General features: G+C 74.7%; 16 protein-coding genes. 12 read left to right on the top strand and 4 right to left on the bottom strand.

The features are described 5' to 3' along the window. Positions 1-25 precede the first annotated feature (25 nt). The 8 genes from ACZ4UB_RS27905 to ACZ4UB_RS27870 all read left to right on the top strand — a co-directional run bounded on the left by ACZ4UB_RS27905 (position 26) and on the right by ACZ4UB_RS27870 (position 8,931). The gene (locus ACZ4UB_RS27905; RefSeq protein ID WP_468074254.1) at positions 26-448 is read left to right on the top strand and encodes a cobalamin B12-binding domain-containing protein; all 423 of its coding nucleotides are present in this window, start codon (positions 26-28) and stop codon (positions 446-448) included. Then, positions 445-1,746, top strand: coding sequence for a methylaspartate mutase (locus tag ACZ4UB_RS27900; RefSeq protein ID WP_468074252.1), 1,302 nt, complete (start codon positions 445-447; stop codon positions 1,744-1,746). Before ACZ4UB_RS27905 ends, ACZ4UB_RS27900 begins: the two co-directional genes overlap by 4 nt. Before the next feature lie 56 nt (positions 1,747-1,802). Then, positions 1,803-2,831, top strand: a complete 1,029-nt coding sequence (locus ACZ4UB_RS27895; RefSeq protein WP_468074250.1) for an asparagine synthetase A — start codon at positions 1,803-1,805, stop codon at positions 2,829-2,831. Next, entirely contained in the window at positions 2,828-4,108 is a 1,281-nt protein-coding gene (locus ACZ4UB_RS27890) for a glutamate synthase-related protein (protein WP_468074248.1), read from the top strand. The genes ACZ4UB_RS27895 and ACZ4UB_RS27890 overlap by 4 nt, the downstream gene beginning before the upstream one ends. Further along, positions 4,105-4,476: a hypothetical protein gene (locus ACZ4UB_RS27885; protein ID WP_468074246.1), complete on the top strand. Its 372-nt coding sequence runs from the start codon at positions 4,105-4,107 to the stop codon at positions 4,474-4,476. The genes ACZ4UB_RS27890 and ACZ4UB_RS27885 overlap by 4 nt, the downstream gene beginning before the upstream one ends. Continuing rightward, positions 4,476-5,756: an MFS transporter gene (locus ACZ4UB_RS27880; RefSeq protein ID WP_468074244.1), complete on the top strand. Its 1,281-nt coding sequence runs from the start codon at positions 4,476-4,478 to the stop codon at positions 5,754-5,756. The genes ACZ4UB_RS27885 and ACZ4UB_RS27880 overlap by 1 nt, the downstream gene beginning before the upstream one ends. Before the next feature lie 9 nt (positions 5,757-5,765). Then, positions 5,766-6,500, top strand: a complete 735-nt coding sequence (locus ACZ4UB_RS27875; protein ID WP_468074242.1) for a 4'-phosphopantetheinyl transferase family protein — start codon at positions 5,766-5,768, stop codon at positions 6,498-6,500. 94 nt (positions 6,501-6,594) lie between these two features. Continuing rightward, a complete protein-coding gene (locus tag ACZ4UB_RS27870; protein ID WP_468074240.1) occupies positions 6,595-8,931 on the top strand; it encodes an immune inhibitor A domain-containing protein in 2,337 nt (778 codons plus the stop codon). 31 nt (positions 8,932-8,962) lie between these two features. On the opposite strand, the gene ACZ4UB_RS27865 is transcribed toward ACZ4UB_RS27870, so the two are convergent. Next, positions 8,963-9,745, bottom strand: coding sequence for a hypothetical protein (locus tag ACZ4UB_RS27865; protein WP_468074238.1), 783 nt, complete (start codon positions 9,743-9,745; stop codon positions 8,963-8,965). Positions 9,746-9,885: 140 nt separating this feature from the next. On the opposite strand from ACZ4UB_RS27865, the gene ACZ4UB_RS27860 reads away from it, so the two are divergent. Continuing rightward, positions 9,886-11,511 (top strand): ABC transporter ATP-binding protein, encoded by a 1,626-nt coding sequence (locus ACZ4UB_RS27860; protein WP_468074236.1) that lies wholly within the window; start codon positions 9,886-9,888, stop codon positions 11,509-11,511. Positions 11,512-11,548: 37 nt separating this feature from the next. On the opposite strand, the gene ACZ4UB_RS27855 is transcribed toward ACZ4UB_RS27860, so the two are convergent. Continuing rightward, a complete protein-coding gene (locus ACZ4UB_RS27855; protein ID WP_468074234.1) occupies positions 11,549-12,610 on the bottom strand; it encodes a phosphatidylinositol-specific phospholipase C domain-containing protein in 1,062 nt (353 codons plus the stop codon). A 122-nt stretch (positions 12,611-12,732) separates the two neighbouring features. Next, positions 12,733-14,178: an esterase/lipase family protein gene (locus tag ACZ4UB_RS27850; RefSeq protein WP_468074232.1), complete on the bottom strand. Its 1,446-nt coding sequence runs from the start codon at positions 14,176-14,178 to the stop codon at positions 12,733-12,735. Between the two features lie 490 nt (positions 14,179-14,668). Here ACZ4UB_RS27850 and ACZ4UB_RS27845 point away from each other — a divergent pair, with 490 nt between their 5' ends. Continuing rightward, positions 14,669-15,442: a hypothetical protein gene (locus tag ACZ4UB_RS27845; protein WP_468074230.1), complete on the top strand. Its 774-nt coding sequence runs from the start codon at positions 14,669-14,671 to the stop codon at positions 15,440-15,442. 12 nt (positions 15,443-15,454) lie between these two features. Here the strand turns inward: ACZ4UB_RS27845 and ACZ4UB_RS27840 are convergent, their stop codons facing one another. Then, positions 15,455-16,387 (bottom strand): oxidoreductase, encoded by a 933-nt coding sequence (locus ACZ4UB_RS27840; RefSeq protein ID WP_468074228.1) that lies wholly within the window; start codon positions 16,385-16,387, stop codon positions 15,455-15,457. Positions 16,388-16,570: 183 nt separating this feature from the next. On the opposite strand from ACZ4UB_RS27840, the gene cbiE reads away from it, so the two are divergent. After that, positions 16,571-17,869 (top strand): precorrin-6y C5,15-methyltransferase (decarboxylating) subunit CbiE, encoded by a 1,299-nt coding sequence (cbiE, locus tag ACZ4UB_RS27835; RefSeq protein ID WP_468074226.1) that lies wholly within the window; start codon positions 16,571-16,573, stop codon positions 17,867-17,869. Next, complete coding sequence (gene cobM / locus ACZ4UB_RS27830; RefSeq protein WP_468074224.1) at positions 17,866-18,615, top strand: precorrin-4 C(11)-methyltransferase; 750 nt, start codon at positions 17,866-17,868, stop codon at positions 18,613-18,615. Before cbiE ends, cobM begins: the two co-directional genes overlap by 4 nt. The last annotated feature ends 19 nt before the right edge of the window (positions 18,616-18,634 follow it).

The following is an 18,634-nucleotide window of genomic DNA, read 5'->3' as shown; positions in this document are numbered from 1 at the left end:
CCGATCCGCTTTCTATATTCGCCGTATGCGACGACGGACTTTGAACATCCTGCTGACGGGTACGGCATCGGATTCCCATACATGGAATCTGGTCTATCTCCAGTTGATGCTGGAGGAGGAGGGGCACCGGGTGCACAACCTGGGCCCCTGCGTCCCGGACCGGCTGCTCGCCGACACCTGCGCCGACCGGAATCCGGACCTCGTGGTGATCAGCAGTGTGAACGGGCACGGATACCGGGACGGGCTGAGCGCGGTGCGCACGCTGCGTCGCGCGGACCACGCCTTCCCCGTCGTCATCGGCGGCAAGCTCGGGGTCGCGGGGAGCGCCGACCCCGTGTGGCGCGGCCGGCTGCTCGACGCGGGGTGCGACGCCGTCTTCGACGACGGTGACGTGGCGGCCCTGCGGGAGTACCTCGGTTCGCTCACCGGCATCCGGGTCTTCGCGTGAACGGCGCCGCCTCCTCGGGCTCCGCGGGCTCCTCGGGCTCCTTCGGCTCCTTCGTCGCCGGCGCGGCGGCCGCCGGAGCGCTGGTCGTCCAGCCCCGGATGGGGTTCAGCGACCCCGCCCGGATGCGGGACGGCCTGGAGCGCACGAAGTCCGCCGTCGCGACCACCGTCGGTACCCTGACCATCGACAGCTACACCCGGGTCGGCGATCAGGACGCCGCCCGGGCCGCACTCGCCGAGGGCACCCCGCTCAACGGCTACCCCATCGCCACCCACCCGGCCGCCCTGACCCGGTCGCTGCTGGACGGCGTGCTGGACCCGGGCTTCCCCGTCCAGGTGCGGCACGGCTCCTCGCGGCCCGAGTCGATCATCCGGGCGCTGACCGCCGCCGGGCTGGACGCCACCGAGGGCGGGCCGGTCTCGTACTGCCTGCCCTACGGCCGCACCCCGCTCGCGGAGTCCGTCGACAACTGGGCGCGCTGCTGCGAGCTGTTGGCCGCCCTGGTGCCCGCCCCGCGGGTACCGCACCTGGAGAGCTTCGGCGGCTGCATGCTCGGCCAGCTCTGCCCGCCGGGGCTGCTCGTGGCGATCAGCCTGCTGGAGGGCCTGTTCTTCACCCGGCACGGCATCAGCAGCGTCTCCCTCAGCTACGCGCAGCAGACCGATCCGGTGCAGGACGCCGAAGCGGTACGGGCGCTGCGCCGCCTGGCCGGGGAGTTCCTGCCGGCCGGGGTGGACCACCACGTGGTGCTCTACACCTACATGGGGGTCTTCCCCGGCACCGAGGACGGGGCGACCCGGCTGCTGGAGGCCTCGGCGCAGCTCGCGGTGCGGTCCGGGGCGCAGCGCCTCATCGTCAAGACCGCCGCCGAGGCGTACCGGATCCCGACCGTGCTGGAGAACGTACGGGCGCTGGAGACGGCGGCGGCGACCGCGGCCCTGGCCGAGGGGCCGGCGGAGCCGGGCGACGTCGACGCCGCGGGCGACAGCGAGGTCTACCGGGAGGCGCGTGCCTTCGTGGAGGCCGTGCTGGAGCTGGGCGAGGACCTCGGCCGCAGCCTGAAGCTGGCCTTCGCCCGCGGCCTGCTGGACGTCCCCTTCTGCCTGCACCCGGACAACGCGGGCCGCTCCCGCAGCGTGATCGACCCGGGCGGGCGGCTGCGCTGGTCCGAGGTCGGCGCGATGCCGGTGCGGGCCCACCGCCCGCCGGGCGGAGCCGCCCCGATGACCGCGGACGGCCTGCTGGCCGCCGTCCACGACGTGGCGCGCCGCTTCGACGCCGTACCGGTCCCCGCGTGAACGCCCCCGCCCAGCCCCCGACCGACCGACGCACCCGCACACTCACAGGAGTCGACATGGAGCCCTACGGCGCCACCCCCTGCCCCGCCGATCCGTCCGCCGCCGCACCGCACACCCCGCCCCCGCTCGGGGAGCACCTGCGCTCGCCGCGGTTGCGGGCGGCGATGCTCGTCCAGCAGGAAGTCCTGTACGCCGCGCGGGAGTTCCTGCGCGGCGAGGGATTCGTGGAGCTGCTGCCGCCGCTGGTGGGTCCGGTCACCGATCCGGGCGGGCGCGGCGCGAAGGCCCTGGACGTCGACTACTACGGCGAGCCGTACAAGCTGATGACCAGCGCGATCCTCTACAAGCAGGCCTCGCTGCGCGGTTTCCCGAAGCTCTTCTACATCGCCCCGAACGTCCGGGTGGAGCCGCCGGAGACCGCCACCACGGGCCGTCACCTGGTCGAGTTCCACCAGATCGACGTGGAGATCGCCGGCGGCTCGCGCCGCGACGCGCAGGAGATCGCGGCCGGGCTGCTGACCCTGGTGGCCGAGCACGTGTGGACGGCCGTCCCCGACGTGTTGCGCGAACTCGGGCGCGAGGAGATGGACTTCGCCGAGCTGCGGTCGGGCAAGTTCGACGCCTGCACGCACGAGGAGGCCGTGGCCCGGCTGATCGGCCGGGGCCACCCGCAGAGCCCGGACGCCGAGATCGACTGGGCGGGCGAGAAGGTGCTCTCCCTGGAGGCCGAGCGGCCGTTCTTCATCAACGACTACCCGAAGGGCTCGCGCGGCTTCTACGACCGCGAGGACCCCGAACGCCCGGGCCTGCTGCGCAACTTCGACCTGATCGCCCCCGGCGGCTACGGGGAGCTGGTCAGCGGCAGCGAGCGCGAGTCGCACTACGCGACGATCGTGACCCGGATGCGGGAGAGCGGCGAGAATCCGGCGAAGTACGCCTGGTACCTCGAACTGGCCCGCGAGGGCATCCAGTCGAGCGCGGGCTTCGGCATGGGACTCCAGCGCCTGGTCCGCTTCCTGACCGGGCTCGACGCCCTGTGGCAGGTCAGCGCCTACCCGAAGCTGCCGGGGGTGATCGCCCCGTGAGCGCGCTGACGGCGGCGGGCTTCCCGGAGCGCGCGGTGCGCGCCCGGGCCCGCGCGGGGACGGCCGAGGTCTTCCCGCCCGCGGACACCTACGGGACGCGGTTGTACGGGGCTGCGGAGCCGACCGACGGGGCCTGCCCGGCGGACGCGCTGGACGCGCTGCGGCCGACGCCGCCCGTGTTCATGCCGCGGCGGCTGGAGAAGCTGATCGACCTGGGCCGGGAGCCCTCCTTCGAGGACGTGGACCTGCGCACCAAGGTCGGCGGCTTCGCCGCCGAACTCCCGCTCTACCTCTCGGCGTTCGGTTCCACCCGGGTGGGCAGCGGGGACCTCGGCGTGGCCGCGAGCGCGCAGGCGGCCCGGCTGGGCATCCCGATGGTGATCGGCGAGAACATGGTGCCGGTGCACGGCTACCGGCGCGGCGGCGACGGGATGCGCTCGGCGCTGCTGGCGCGGGTGGCCGCGTACGCCGAGAACCTCGCCGACGGGGTCGGCGGGGTGGTGGTGCAGCAGTCCACCGAGGACGCCGACTCCGAGGTGTGGAACCTGCTCTACAGCGATCCGGGCACCCGGCCGCTGCGCGATTCGGGCCGCCTCGGCTTCGAGCTGAAGGTCGGGCAGGGGGCGAAGCCGGGGCTCGGCGGGATGACCGTGGTCGACGCCGCGCAGGCGGAGCGGCTCGCCGGGAAGTTCACCGTGCGGGAGCTGCTGGGCGCGGGCGGGCACCTGCGGTGCGCGAGCCCGGGCACCTTCACGGAGGAGATCGTCCGCCAGCAGCTGCGGTTCATGCGGAACAACTTCCCGCTGGCCCGGACCTGGGTGAAGTTCCATCCCGGGCGGGACATCGCGGCCGCGGCCGCGACCGCCTGGGCGGCGGGCGCCGACGCGGTGACCGTGGACGGGGCCGAGGGCGGCACCGGCTGGGCACCGCGGGTCTTCCTCGACCAGGTCGGCCTGCCGCTCGCCGAGTGCTTGCGCCGGATCGGCCGGCCCCGCGGGGCGCTGCTGGCCACGGGCCGGATCTGGGAGGGCGGCCGCGCGGTGCGGGCGCTGGCCCTGGGCGCGAGCGCCGTGGGGCTGGGCCGGGCGGCGCTGCTCGCGGTGGACGAGGACCCCGAGGAGGGGCTGGTCCGGCTGGTGGCCGCGCTGGCCCTGGAGGTCCGGCTGCTGACCAGCGCGCTGGGCAAGTACCACACGGCCGACCTGTCCCCCGAGGACCTGTGGGACCTGCGGGAACCGCTGCTCCCCGCGGACGCCCCCGCCGGGTCCCGGTCATGAGCGCCCCGCGCGGCTCCGCGTCCCGTCCCGGTGGCCGCTCCCGCGAGCGCCGGCGCGGCGGGCCCGGGCGGCGGGCGGGCCGGGTGCGCGCCGTGTTCCGGCCGGGCGAGCTGCCCGGGGTGGCCGTGGCCGGGCCGCCGCGGGTCGTCCGGGTGGCCGGGAGCGCCGCCGCCCGGGCGCTGGCCGAAGCGGGCCTCGGCCATCTCGGCGGCCGCCTGGAGGTCCGTACGTACGACCGCGCGCCCCGGCCCGGAGCCCTCGCGCACGCCGCCCGGCGGGCCGTGGCCCTCGCCCTGCGCGGCGGCCGGAGCGCCCCGGCCGCCGCCTCCTCGCCCTTCCCCTCCACCCCTCACAGAAGCGGTGCCTGATGGATACGAACAGCACGCCCACACCCGCCCCCGCCGTGCAGTGGGGCCGGGTCGGCTCCCTGGTCGGTGGCCAGGCCGCCGTCCAACTGGGCAGCTTCGCCCTGCTGATCGCGATGAACTGGACCGCCGTGCAGCTCGGCGGCACCCGGGCGGTGACGCTCCTGATGCTCGCGGCCACCGTGCCCCGGGCCCTCATGCTGATCTTCGGCGGGGCGGTGGCCGACACCCTCGGCCCGCGCTTCGTCCTGCTGCGCACCACCAGTGCCCGGGTCGTCCTGCTCGCCACGGGGGCCGTGGTCACCGCCACCGCGCAGCAGCTGTGGCCGCTGGTGACGATGGCGCTGATCGAGGGCGTCCTGCTGGGTCTGGCCGGTCCCGCTTCCGGGGTGCTGCTGCCGATGTTCGCCCGCGGGGACCAGCTGGCCCGCGCCAACTCCCTCTACGCCATGGTCCTGCGCGTCGCGCCCATCCTGGGCGCGCCGGCCGGTGCCTGGCTGATCACGGTCGGCGAGCTGTGGGTCGCGATGGTGGTCGGGGCGGTCACCGGGGCGATCTGGCTCGGCTGCCTGCTGCACGTCACGCACGGGTTCACCCGGCCCGCCCGCGAGCCCGGCGTCTCGCTGCTGAAGCGTTCCGGTGACGGATTCCGGCTGCTGGCCCGGCACCCGCGACTGCGCTGGATGTTCATCGCCTCGCTCTGCCTGGACATGGCCTTCAGCTGGCCCGCCGAGGTGGCCCTGCCGCTGCTGGTGCACCAGCGCGGCTGGGGCGTGGGCGCGGTGGGCGTGGTGCTGGCCGCCTTCAGCGTGGGCGCGCTGGGCTCCAGCGCCGCGGGCGCCGTACTGGCCCACCGCATCTCGATGTTCGTACGGCTGGTCGTGACCGGCGTGGGTCTGGCGGCCGGGATCCTGGTGATGGCGCTGATGCCGTCGGTGCTCTCGCTCACCGTCGTGGCCGCCGCGGTCGGTCTGCTCTCCGGGCTCAACGGTCCCGCGATCGTGACCCTCTACCAGCAGTCCGCGCCGGAGGACCGGATGGGCGCGGCGATGTCCACGCTGTCGCTGGCGGGCATCGGTACCGCGCCCGTCTCGATCGCCGTCTTCAGCAGCCTGTCGCTGCTGCTCGGGGTGCAGACCACCTGGTTGGTGTGCGGGACGATCGCCTTCGTCTCGCCGGTCGCCGCGGTGATGGCGCTGCGGACCCCGGCCACGACCGGGGAGCCGGCCCAGAGCGCCCCGCTCCCCGCCGCCGCTCCCGTCCCCGCGTCCGCGTCCGCGTGAGGGGGAGCGATGACCATCCTGACCACCCGCACCGCATCCCCGCCCGCCGCCGGCCCGTTGGTGCCGTCCCGACTCTCGGATCCCGGTCCGGCACGGGCCGCGCTGCTGCCCGCGGGCCCCGACCTGTGGTTGGTGGACACCACCGGCTACCGGGCGCACGCCGCCCGGCACGCGCCCGGCACGCTGGACGCCCAGGAGCTGGCCCGGGCCGCCGAGTTCGTCCGGGCGGCGGACCGTGACGCGTACGTCTGCGCCCATGTGGCGCTGCGCCGCCTGCTGGGCGCCTACCTCGGCATCGCCCCGCGGGCGGTGACGGTGGACCGGGCACCCTGCGCGCACTGCCAGGAGCCGCACGGGCGGCCCGTACTGCCCGGCGGGGCGCTGCACTTCTCGCTCTCGCACTGCCACGGGCTGAGCCTGCTGGCCTTCGCGACCGTCCCGGTCGGGGTGGACGTGGAGGAGGTGCCGTCGGCGCGCACGATCGCCGAGACGGCGGACGTGCTGCACCCGCGGGAGGCGGCCGAGTTGGCGGTGCTGCCCGCCGCGGAACGGCCGCTGGCCTTCACCCGGGTCTGGACGCGCAAGGAGGCGTACCTCAAAGGGCTGGGGGTGGGCCTCTCGGAGGATCCGGCGGCCGACTACGTGGGCTCGGGGCCCGTTCCGGCCCGGCTCGCCGACTGGGCGCTGACGGACGTCCTGGTGCCGGAGGGGCACTGCGCGGCGGTGGCGCTGCGCCGTGCGTGACGGAAGGAACCGGACCGCGCGACCCCTATACGTGACCTGTGACATGTGAAATATTACCTGCGCCCCGGCCGAACTCCCTGAAAGGTCAGCCACGTTGCGCAGACTCGTCGCGGCAGGAGCGGCGATAGCCCTCGCCCTCCTCGCCACCCCCGCGCTCTCCCCCACCGCGCTCGCCGCGGTCCCACCCGCCCCCGCACCCCCGCTCGTCCGCAGCGATCAGGAGGCGGCCCCGCCGCCCGCACCTCTGGAGCTCCAGCGCCAGGCCCTGCGCCGCCAGGCCCTCGAAGAGGTCGCGGCGGGGCCCGGCGCCGGGGCCGGAGCCCTGCGGGCCGAGCCGGACGGCACCCTCCCGCGCACCGCCAAGGTCGGCAAGCGCTACGTGGAGCTGGCCCAGGAGCGCAAGGACAAGGTGTTCGTGATCCTGGCCGAGTTCGGCGACCAGGTGGACACCACCACGCAGTACGAGGGCAAGCCGCGCTTCGGCGGCACGCCGGGCCCCCGGCACAACACCATTGCCAAGCCCGGCGCCAGCGACAACCACACCCTGTGGCGCAAGGACTTCAGCCAGGCCTCCTACCAGAAGGAGTTCTTCTCCGACGCCCCCGGCGCGGTCAGCCTGCGCTCCTACTACGGCCTCCAGTCCTCCGGTCGCTACGACATGGACGGCCAGGTCAGCGGCTGGGTCAAGCTCCCCTGGAACGAGGCCCGTTACGGCACGGACAACTGCGCCGAGCCCGGCCAGTGCCGCACCAACTGGGACCTGGTCCGCGACGCCACCGACGCCTGGTACCGGGGCGAGGTCGCCAAGGGGCGCACCGCGGCCCAGATCAAGGCCGAGCTGGCCGAGTACGACGTGTGGGACCGCTACGACGCCGACCACGACGGCAACTTCAACGAGCCGGACGGCTACCTCGACCACCTCGTCATCGTGCACGCCGGCAAGGACCAGACCTGGGGCGGCGGCGCCCAGGGCAAGGACGCCGTCTGGGCGCACCGCTGGTTCGCGTACTACGACCAGGCCGGTACGGCGGGCCCCGCGGGCAACAAGGCGGGCGGCACGCCGGTCGGCGACAGCGGGATCTGGGCGGGCGACTACCTGACCGGCGGCGAGAACAGCGGGGTCGGGCTCTTCGCCCACGAGTTCGGCCACGACCTGGGCCTGCCCGACCTCTACAGCTCGGACGGGGACAACAGCGTCAACTTCTGGTCCCTGATGTCCTCGGCCTCCTACCTCGGCAAGGGCCGGGGCACCACCGGCGCCTTCCCCGGCGACCTGGACGCCTGGAGCAAGCTCCAGTTGGGCTGGCTCGAATACACCGAAGCCGACGCGGGCCGCAGGACCAAGGCCGTGCTCGGCGTCTCCGGCTACAACACCGAGGATCCACAAGCCCTGTTGGTGCACCTGCCGCCCTCGGTGACCCGCACCGAGCTGGCCGATCCCTACGAGGGCGCGGCGCAGTGGTGGAGCGGCACCGGTGACTTCATGGACAACACGCTCACGCGCTCCGTCGACCTCACCGGGCTCGCGGCCGGCGCCCCGGCCCGGCTCGACGCCCGGGTCTGGTACGACGTGGAGAAGGACTTCGACTTCCTGACCGTGGAGGCCTCCACCGACGGCGGGACCACCTGGGCGGCGCTGCCCGGCACGGTCGGCGGCGCCGCGATCCCCGCCAAGGGGATCTCCGGCACCTCGGGCGGCTGGGCCGAACTCGGCGTGCCGCTGGACGCGTACGCGGGTCGGAACGTCTCGCTGCGGCTGCGGGTGACCTCGGACAGCAACACCCACGGCAAGGGCGTGGCCTTCGACGACCTGCGGATCACCGCGGACGGCCGCGAGCTGCTGCGCGACGGCGCGGAGCAGGGGGCGAACGGCTGGACGGCGATCAAGTGGTCGCGCACCGAGGGGCGTTACGGAACCGAACAGCACCCGCGTGCCTACGTGGTGGAGAACCGGCGCTACACCGGCTTCGGCCAGTACCTCAAGACGGGCCCGTACAACTTCGGGCAGGGCGACGACTCGGTGGAGTTCTACCCCTACCAACAGGGCGTGTTGATCTGGCTGTGGGACACCGCGTACAGCGACAACACCACCAAGGCGCACCCCGGCGGGGGCCTGCTGCTGCCGGTCGACGCCCGGCCCGGGGCGCTGCGGTTCACCGACGGATCGCTCGTCAACGCGCGGGCGCAGACCTTCGACGCGCCGTTCTCGCTGCGGGCGAGCGACCGGATCGTGCTGCACAAGGCGGGGGCGCCGCTGGTGGTGCCCGCGCGGCCGGGCGTGCCCGTCTTCGACGACCGACACGGCAGCTACTGGAACGCCGATCTGCCGCAGGTCGGGGTGAAGGTGCCCGACACCGGGACCCGGATCGCCGTGGTCAAGGAGGCCTCGGGCGGAGCGCTGACCACCGTGCAGGTGAGCCCCTCGCCCTGACCCGATTCGCCCGAACCTCCTTCTCGGGCGGTCAGAACGGTGGGGCTTCGGTGTAGCCGCCCGTCCAGTTGCGGCGGGCGGCCCTGAGGCGGGCGTAGTGCTCGCGGGCAGCGATGTCGGAGGCGTTTTCCAGCCCGCCGGTGTCGTGCCCCCACGCCTTCAGCGCGTCCAGCACGCGGTCTCGGTGGCGCCGGTCAGTGCTGCTGGCCAGGAGGCGTCGGGCATGGTCGGCCAGATCGGCCCGGTGTGGGGCGAGGAGGGGGTGCTCGGCGAGGGGGAGGGCGGCCACAAGGGCGGTGTGGCGCACGTCGGCGTCATCGTGATCGAGAAGCCGATGAACAGCCGAGTGGATCGCCGGGCGCGCGTCCCGAAACGCCCGCATCCGCTCGTCGTGGATTCCCTCCCCGTAGGCGGCTTCGTCGAGGGCAACGCACGCGTCGTCGGCGTCGTAGGCGGTGTCGCCGAGCCAGTCGAGCAGCCGCACGAGAGTCGGGCCGTTCGGTGTCTCGGCGTCGGGGTCGCCCTCGTCCCCCGTGAGGGCCGGATGGTTGAGGATCGCCGCGACGTAGAGCGCCACCGGGATGGTGGCCTCGTAGATGCTGTTCTGGTGCGTCACGGGCCCCAGCGCATCGTGCAGAGCGGACTCCCTGATGACCGGGTCGGGGTCGGTGAGGAGCCTCAGCGCCGCCGGCAGGGCCTCACCCGTCCCGCAGGCGGTGGCGAGCGACGCCCAGTTCGTCCTGTCCAACAGCAGGCGGAAGGGAGCGAGGGCGGCGGGGTGGGGCTGCTCGTTCCGGCTGCTGTTGTGGATCACGGGCTGAGGCTACTGCGTCGACGGCGCGGGACGCGTGCGGCTTCGGCGGGTACTCCCCGTCAAGGGTGTCGGTTACCATCCGAGCTACCTCAACCGACCTCTGTAGCCCCAGAGTTGGTCCGCACCGCCAAGGAATCCCCGTGATCAGCTTCGAGAACGTCAGTGTGAAGTACGACGACGCCCCCCGATCCGTGCTGCGGGACGTGAACCTGACCGTCGAGGAAGGCGAGTTGTGCCTGGTCGTCGGGCGCACCGGCGTCGGCAAGTCGACGCTGCTGGGCACGGTCAACGGACTCGTCCCGCACTTCACCGGCGGCACCCTGTACGGCAGGGTGACCGTCGGTGGCAGGGACACGGCCGAGCACCCACCGCGTGAACTCGTGGACCTGGTCGGCGTGGTGGGCCAGGATCCGCTCGACGGCTTCGTCACCGACACCGTCGAGGAGGAGCTGGCCTACGCGATGGGACAGCTCTCCGTGGCCTCCGCGGTGCGGCGCGAGCGGATCGAGGAGACCCTCGCCCTGCTGGACCTGACCGGGCTGCGCCACCGGCCGCTGCACGAGCTCTCCGGCGGCCAGCAGCAGCGCGTGGCCATCGGTTCCGTCCTGACCGCGCACCCCCGGGTACTGGTGCTGGACGAGCCGACCTCCGCCCTCGACCCCGCGGCGGCCGAGGAGGTGCTGGCGGTCGTCACCCGGCTGGTGCGCGAGCTGCGGATGACGGTGCTGCTCTGCGAGCACCGGCTGGAGCGGGTCGCGCAGTACGCGGACCGGGTGATCCACCTCCCCGGGGACGGGACCGTGGTGTCCGGGCGGCCCGCCGAGGTCTTCCGTACGTCGACGGTCGCGCCGCCCGTGGTGGAGCTGGGCCGGCTCGCCGGCTGGGCCCCCCTGCCGCTGTCGGACCAGGAGGCGCGACCGGCCGCGGCAGCGCTGCGGACCCGGCTGGCCGGGCGGATACCGGCGCCGGTGCGCCCCGCCGCACCGGCGGGTGGGGGCGAAGCCCTGCGGGCCAGCGGGCTGACCGTGACGCACATGGGGCTGCCCGCGGTGCACAAGGCGGACCTGGTGCTGCGCGCCGGGGAGGTCACCGCCCTGATGGGGCCCGGCGGCTGCGGCAAGTCCTCGCTGCTCCACGCCCTGCACGGGTCGGGGCCGCGGCGCTCCGGCACGGTGACGGTCGGGGGCGAGGGAGGCCGGGACCCCGGAACCCTTCCGGCCGCCGAGGTCCGACACCTGGTCGCGATGGTCACCCAGACGCCCACCGACCTGCTGAGCCGGGTGACCGTACGCCAGGAACTCGGCCAGGTGGACGCGGAGTCGGCCGCTTCCGGCGTGCGTCCCGCGCGGGAGCTGCTGGACCTGCTGGCGCCCGGGGTCGACGACGCCATGCACCCGCGGGACCTGTCCGAGGGCCAGAAGCTGGCGCTCGTCCTCGCCGTCCGGCTCGCCGCGACGCCGGGGGTGCTCCTGCTGGACGAGCCGACGCGCGGCCTGGACCACCGCGCCAAGGCGGCACTGATCCGGATCGTCGACGGGCTGGCGGCGCGGGGCACGGCGGTGCTGATCGCCACGCACGACGTGGAGTTCGCCGTGCGGGCGGCCGACCGGGTGGTGCTGATGGCGCGGGGCGAGACCCTCACGGACGGCCCGGCCGCCGAGGTCCTGGCGACCTCGGAGACCTTCGCCCCCCAGGTCGCCCGGATCCTGGCTCCCCTGCCCTGCCTGACCGTGGAACAGGTCGCGGGGCTGCTGGACGGTCCGTGACCCGGCGGGCCGGACGACCCGGCCGTCCGGCGGGCGGTCAGCCGCGCGGCACCACGCTCGCCAGCACGGCGGGCAGCGGGTACCAGTCGGCCGAGACCAGGGAGGCGTGGTACTGGCCGGCCAGCAGGGCGACCCGGTCGCGGGCCTGCGCCTCGGTGGGCCGGGTGCCGTCGATGGCGGGCGCGACGCCCTGCGCGTCGGTGGCGATCAGCAGGTAGTGGTTCCGGTCGTACCAACCGGTGTCGATCGCGGGCGCGGTGTAGGCGCTCGCGTCCCCGTCGAAGACCACGAACCAGGGGCGCAGCGTCGCGTCGGCGTAGCGCGTGCGGGGATCGCCGGCCTCCGCCCGGTGCACCGCGGGGAAGGCGGCGGCCTGACCGAGCCGCCCGGCGGCGGCGAGGGTGCGCAGGTGGGTGGCGTACTCGCGGTCGGTCCAGAGGGTGTCGGCGCCGTTGCCCTCCTCCACGGTGCCCGGGATCAGCTCGATCAGGAACTTCCCGGCGAGGTCGGAGCGGTTCGGCCAGGCTCCGGCGCGCGCCGCGCTGTCCAGGTCGGGGTGGCCCGCGGCCAGGTCGCCGGGCCGGTAGAGGGCGTCGCCCAGGCGGGCGCCGAGCAGCGCGTCGAGGTCGGCCGGGCCGCGGCCCAGGTTGGCGGCGAAGCCGTCCTTGAGTTCCATCTTGAGGATGACCGGGCGGTGGCCGGGGTGCGCGTCGTGCCAGCTGCGCAGGTCGGCGAGGCAGCCCGCGAGGTTCTGGTTGCGGGACTTGGTGCGCAGTTGGGCGGGGGTGGTGGCGTTCTCGCAGTTGTTGTCGTTGCCGATCGGATTGCTGTGGGAGACCCGCCAGGAGCTGCCGAAGAAGTTGGTCCACACGTCGAGTTCGAGCATCGCGGCGCCGGAGTCCAACGCATCGGCGAAGTAGGGGTACTTGGCCTTCTCGTAGGCGTTGTGCACCCCGACGCCGGTGGATCCGGCGAAGGGCAGGCCCGCGCCGGGGACCGCGGCCGGCGCGGGGGCGGCGCCGGCCGCGGCCGGGGCGAGCGCGAGGACGACGGCCAGGGCGGCGGTGACGACGGCGGCCGTCCGGTTGCGGGCACTCATGGGCTTCTCCCCTACGGGTCCAGCCGACGCCGGTGCGGCGGCAAGTCGGCTGGAGCGTAAGGGAGTTGGGTGAAGAACGGGAGGACCACGGGTGGCCCGGGGGTGGCCCGGGCCGCCGCGCCTCAGGGGCAGGTGACCGTCCAGGTCACCTTGACGTGCCCGTCGTCGTCCCCGTAGAAGTCGCTGGTCCTGGTTCCGGGACGGTCGGTGTAGGGGTCCCAGGCGACCGTGCCCCGGGCGACCAGGTCGTCGGCCGAGGAGGCGTCGTGGTCCCAGAGGTACACCCCGACCTCCAGCGGGGCCGGGCCGCCGTACGCCGCCCCCGTGCCGACCTGTTGGTAGAAGGAGGGGTCGGGATCGGTGCGGGCGCCCTTGTTGGGGAAGGTGGACGGATCGGATCCCGGCCGCGACCAGGGCGCGGCGCGGGTGCCGTCGGCGGCGCGGACGGTGAGGGAGCCGTAGAGCGCGGGGCGGGTCGTGCCGTCGTCGAAGTACGTCAGCTCGGCGGCGTCCACCCGCACGCGGCACTGCGGCACCCCCGCGACGGGGGTGACCGTGTAGGTGACGATGGCCTCGCCGCCGTCCACGCCGAGGAACCGGGCGGTGCGGCGGCCGAAGCCGAGCGAGGGGTCCCAGTGGATCCGGCCCGCGGCCATCACGTCGTCGTTGTTGCCCGCGGTGTGGTCGGCGTCGGTGAGGTAGGCGGTGACGGTGGCCCCGTCGGTGAACACCTGGCTCCGGGCCGCGTCGTCGAGGCCGAACCAGGGGTCGTGGGCGGGGAAGGCGGTGGCGCCGGACCGGTCACGGTGCCACAGGGAGCGGCCGACGCCGTCCGTGGTGAGGGTCAACCCGTCGTAGAGCTCCGGGCCGCTCTCGCCGGTGGAGGTGAAGCGCGCCTCGTCGACGGTGATCCTGAACGGGCCGGTCCGCAGCTCCACCGTGCGCACGGGATCGATCGAGAACTCCTCGACGATGCGCCGGCGCACCCAGTCGCTGCCGAGCAGGCCGAAGTGCGAGGGGCAGCCGCTGTCGCCCTCCGGGAGGACGTGGTTGACGGCGCCCGCCAGCTCGGTGGAGCGCGGGGCCCGGCTGTCGCCCGGCGGGATCTGCTGGTCGCAGGCGGAGCTGAAGGTGGTGTAGCGGGTGGCCCCCGGGGTCTCGTCGCCCGCGTTGAGGGAGTCGAGCAGGTCGCTGCCCGGGGCCATCTCGGCGAGCGAGGCGGCGTGGACGTCGCAGAACGTGCCGAGGGGGCCGCACGGCGAGGCGTCGCCCGCGCCGTGGTTGGGGCCACCGAGGGAGACCCAGGAGCGCACCCGCGAACTGCCGCCGCCCTTCAGGAACGTGCGGGTGAGCAGGCTGCCCATGCTGTGCGCGACGATGTCGACCGGGCGGTCGCCGAAGCGCTCGGTGAGGAAGGCGCCGAAGCGGCCGGCGTTGGAGGCGTTGGTGGCGGCCCAGTCGTAGCCGAACTCGGCCAGGTCGGCGGCGAGCCAGCCGTGCGCGTGGAGGTAGTCCTCCAGCCCGTCGAGGGAGGCCGCGGTGTCCCCGTAGCCGTGCACGAGGACCACGGGGGTGCGTTGCCGGGGGGGGGGGGGGGGGGGGGGGGGGGGGGGGGGGGGGGGGGGGGGGGGGGGGGGGGGGGGGGGAGGGGAGGGGGGGGGGGGAGGGGGGGGGGGGGGGGGGGGGTGAGGGGGGGGTGGGGGCGACCGAGGGCGCGCCCACCGCGCGGGCGAACGGGGCCGCCAACAGCGTGACGATCAGCGCGAGGACGACGGCGAGCGGGGTGAACAGGGCAACGGGCGGGGGGCCGGTGGGGAGGAGGACGGACGGAGCCGGGGGCAGGGTCCGGGCGGCACGGCGCATGGCGCTCCTAGGGCTGCATCACCGATGTGACTGGCGGGTAGCAAGGTAGCCCCGGGGCGATCGGTTTGCGAGGGGTGCGCACGACGGCTTGGGCGCCGGCGGGCGTGGTGTCAGTGGCCCGCGTCATGATGGACGGCGGGGGACGGCACGTTCGACAGGGACGTCCGGGGCCGTCATCGACACAGGGGGGACCTCGTGCACAAGCAGCCGGTCACGGATGTGGCGCAGAACTCGGAGGAACAGCGACTGCACTACGAGCGGTGGCAGTGGGGCGGGAGACTGCCGGCCGGGAGGCTGAGCCAGGTCCGCGGGGGCAACGTCCTGGGCCTGGTCGAGTTCGACCGCGACCTGGTGCACGCCCTGGGCGAGGTGGATCCCGAGGTCCAGCGCGCGGTGGCCCTGCTCGCCGCGCGGCGCGCCTGCGAGACGGCGGGCCTGACCGAGGTGGCGTGGGTCGCCGGGGCGCTCACCGCATTGGCGCAGGGAGATCCGCTGCCGCCCCCCTTCGACCACGGCGACCGGATGTGGGAGACCCTGCGCTCCACCCCGCTCGCCCCACGGCCGCCGGTGCTGGGGGCGATGCCCCCCGAGCGAGCGCCGTACTTTCCCCTCGCACCGGCGGGGTACGCGTGGGTCCCGGCCCCGGAGTCGAGGGACGACGGGTATACGCCGTACGTACTCGACCGGCTACCGGGCAGCTCCGCGCCGATGGTGTCCGCCTCCTCGCTGGTGGGCGCCCCCGTCGCGCCCGAGGTCCCCGGGCCGATCTCGCAGCCGTACTTCGCCCTCCCCGCCGTGCTCGGCGCGGCCCGGCCGGACCCGCTCGGGGCGGCCCTGGAGGCGGTGTGGCACGCGGTGCACACCTTCGGGGAGCACTACCCCGAACTACTGCAGGACATCTGGGCGCTCTGCGCCGAGCCGGCGGGCAAGGAGGCGGCGGGCCGGCAGCGACCGGAGGTGAGGAGGTAGGCGTCAAGCGTCCTACCGCTGCGCCCCGAGGTCGTACGAGACGGACGTCAGCTGCTCGGAGGCGGACCACAGGGCCGCGCCGGAGGCGTCGTCCAGGGTCCACTTGGCCCGCCATGAAGGGACGGGAGCGCCCCGCCAGCCGAGCTTGGGCCCGATGAAGGCGTCCGGACGCACCCCCGGCGCGGTCGCCGCGTACAGGGTGGGGAGCGCGCCGGACGCGGCGGGCTGCGCGATGACGGCGTTCGCGAACCCCATCACCCGCTCGGCGACCCGGCGCCCCTCCTGCTTCGCGGCGGCCGTCTGCAAGTTGGTGTCGGCGTAGCCGGGGTGGGCGGCGGCCACCACCAGGTCGGAGCCGGCGGCGGCGAGACGGCGGGACAGTTCGTGCACGAAGAGCAGGTTGGCGGTCTTGGAGCGGCCGTAGGCGATCCAGCGGCGGTAGCCGTGCTCGCCGTGCAGATCGGTGAGGTCGACGTCGCCCAGGGCGTGGAAGCCGCTGGAGAGCGAGACGATCCGGGCGCCGGGCGCGCGCAGCAGGTGCGGCAGGAGCAGCCCGGTGAGGGCGAAGTGCCCGAGGTGGTTGACCCCGATCTGGGTCTCGAAGCCGTCGACGGTCCGCCCGTACGGCAGGGCCATCACCCCGGCGTTGTTGACGAGCAGGTCGAGGGTGTCGTGCCCGGCGCCGAAGCCCGCGGCGAACTCCCGCACGGAAGCCAGGTCGGCGAGGTCGAGCGGGGCGAACTCGACCCGCGCGCCCGGCACTTCCCGGCGCAGCCGCGCCTCGGCGGCCCGACCCCGGACCTCGCTGCGGCAGGCGAGCAGGACCCGCGCCCCGCGCCGGGCCAGCTCGCGGGCGGTGACGTAGCCGATCCCGCTGTTGGCCCCGGTGACCACGGCCGTGCGGCCGCTCTGGTCGGGGATGTCGCTCGCTGTCCAGCCCGGCATGCCTGCCCCTCTCCTCCGAGACACCGGAGTTACCTGCGGTAACTACCTCGTGCCGCAGCCTATCCCCCGCACCCGCCGCGGCGCCGGGCGGGCCGGGCATCCGCCGTGGTCACCCCCGGTCCGGGGGGTCCGGCGCGGGCCAGTAGAGTGCGGTTCCACCCCCTTCCCCCGAGGTACCGCGCCATGAGCACCCTGCCACTCCCCCACGCGACGACCGGGCCGCCCGTCACGGTCGTCGGCATCGGCGCGGACGGCTGGGCCGGACTCACCAGTACCGCCCGGTCCGCCCTGACCGCCGCCGAGGTGCTGATCGGCGGGCCGCGCCAGCTGGAGCTGCTGCCCGAGACCGAGTGCGGGGGCGAGCGGGTGGCGTGGCCGAGCCCGCTGCGCCCGGCCGTCCCCCGCCTGCTGGAGAAGTACGCGGGGCAGCGGATCGCGGTGCTGGCGAGCGGGGACCCCATGTTCTACGGGATCGGCCGCGCCCTGTCCGAGGAACTGGGCGCCGACGCCCTGCGGGTGCTCCCGCATCCCTCCTCCGTGTCCTACGCGTGCGCACGCGCGGGCTGGCCGGTGGAGGACACCGAGGTGGTCACCGTCGTGGGCCGCCCGGTGGCCCGGCTCGCCGCGGCCCTGCACGAGGGCCGCCGGGTCCTGGTGCTCAGCGCCGGCGCGGGCAGCCCGGGCGAGATCGCCGCCCTGCTGCGGGAGCGCGGCTTCGGCCCGAGCCGGATGCGGGTCATGGAACGGCTCGGATCCGCTGACGAGCGTACGTACGAGGGCGCGGCCGACGACTGGGAACACGCCCCCGGCGACCCGCTGAACGTGGTGGCCGTCGACTGCCGCCGGGCCGCGGGCGCGCAGCGCCTGGGCGCCGGCCCGGGCCTGCCCGACTCCGCCTACGCGCACGACGGCCAGCTCACCAAGCGCCACGTCAGGGCCGCGACCCTCGCGGCCCTGGCGCCCGCGCCCGGGGAGCTGCTCTGGGACATCGGCGGCGGCTCCGGTTCCATCGGCATCGAGTGGATGCGCACCCACCCGTCCTGCCGGGCGGTGACGGTGGAGCGCGACCCGGAGCGGGCGGCGCGGATCAGCCACAACGCCGACGCCCTGGGCGTACCGGCCCTGCGCGTCGTCCTCGGCGCCGCACCGACGGCCCTCGACGCACTGCCCGTGCCCGACGCGGTGTTCATCGGCGGCGGGCTGACCGCGCCGGGGCTGCTGGACGCGGTGTGGTCGGCCCTGCCGGTGGGCGGCCGACTGGTGGCGAACACGGTCACGCTGGAGTCGGAGGCGCTGCTCGCGCAGTGGTACCGGCGCCACGGCGGCGACCTGGTGAAACTCGCCGTCGCGCACGCGGTGGCGGTCGGCGGCTTCACGGGCTGGCGCCAGGCGATGGCGGTCACCCAGTGGTCGGTGACGAAGGCGGCGCAAGAAGCGGCGGCAGAGCCGTCGACACAGGAAGCAGGAGAGGACCGCACATGACCGTGTACTTCATCGGAGCGGGCCCCGGGGCCGCCGACCTGATCACGGTGCGCGGCGCGCGTCGGCTCGCGGCCAGTCCGGTGTGCCTGTACGCGGGCAGCCTGGTCCCGCGCGAACTGCTGGCCGAATGCCCGGCGGACGCCCGGCTGGTCGACACCTCACAGCTCGACCTGGACCAGATCCTGGCCGAGTTGACCGCCGCGCACGCGGCCGGGCTCGACGTGGCGCGGCTGCACTCCGGCGACCCGTCCGTCTTCAGCGCCGTCGCGGAACAGATGCGGCGCCTCGACGCGGCCGGGATCCCGTACGAAGTCGTCCCGGGCGTACCGGCGTTCGCCGCGGCGGCCGCGGCGCTGAAGCGGGAGCTGACGGTGCCGACGGTGGGCCAGACGGTCATCCTGACCCGGATCGCCCAGCAGGCCACCCCGATGCCGGCGGGCGAGGACCTGGCGACCCTGGGCCGCAGCGGGGCGCTGCTGGTGCTGCACCTGGCCACGCGCTACGTCGACCGCGTGGTCGACGAGCTGACGCCGCACTACGGGGCCGAGTGCCCGGTGGCGGTGGTGGCGATGGCCAGCCGCCCGGACGAACTGATCCTGCGCGGCACGCTGGCGGACATCGCGGACGCGGTGAAGTCGGCGGGCCTGGTCCGCACGGCGGTCATCATCGTCGGCCGCACCCTGGCCGCCTCCCAGTTCCCGGACAGCCACCTCTACTCCCCCACCCGCAACCGCCATGCCTGCTAACCCCCACCCACCCCGCCCG

The sequence above is a fragment of the Streptomyces sp. NPDC028419 genome (genome assembly GCF_055565515.1).
The sequence above is the reverse complement of the archived record's forward strand: the minus strand, read 5'-3'. Positions and strand labels throughout refer to the sequence as shown.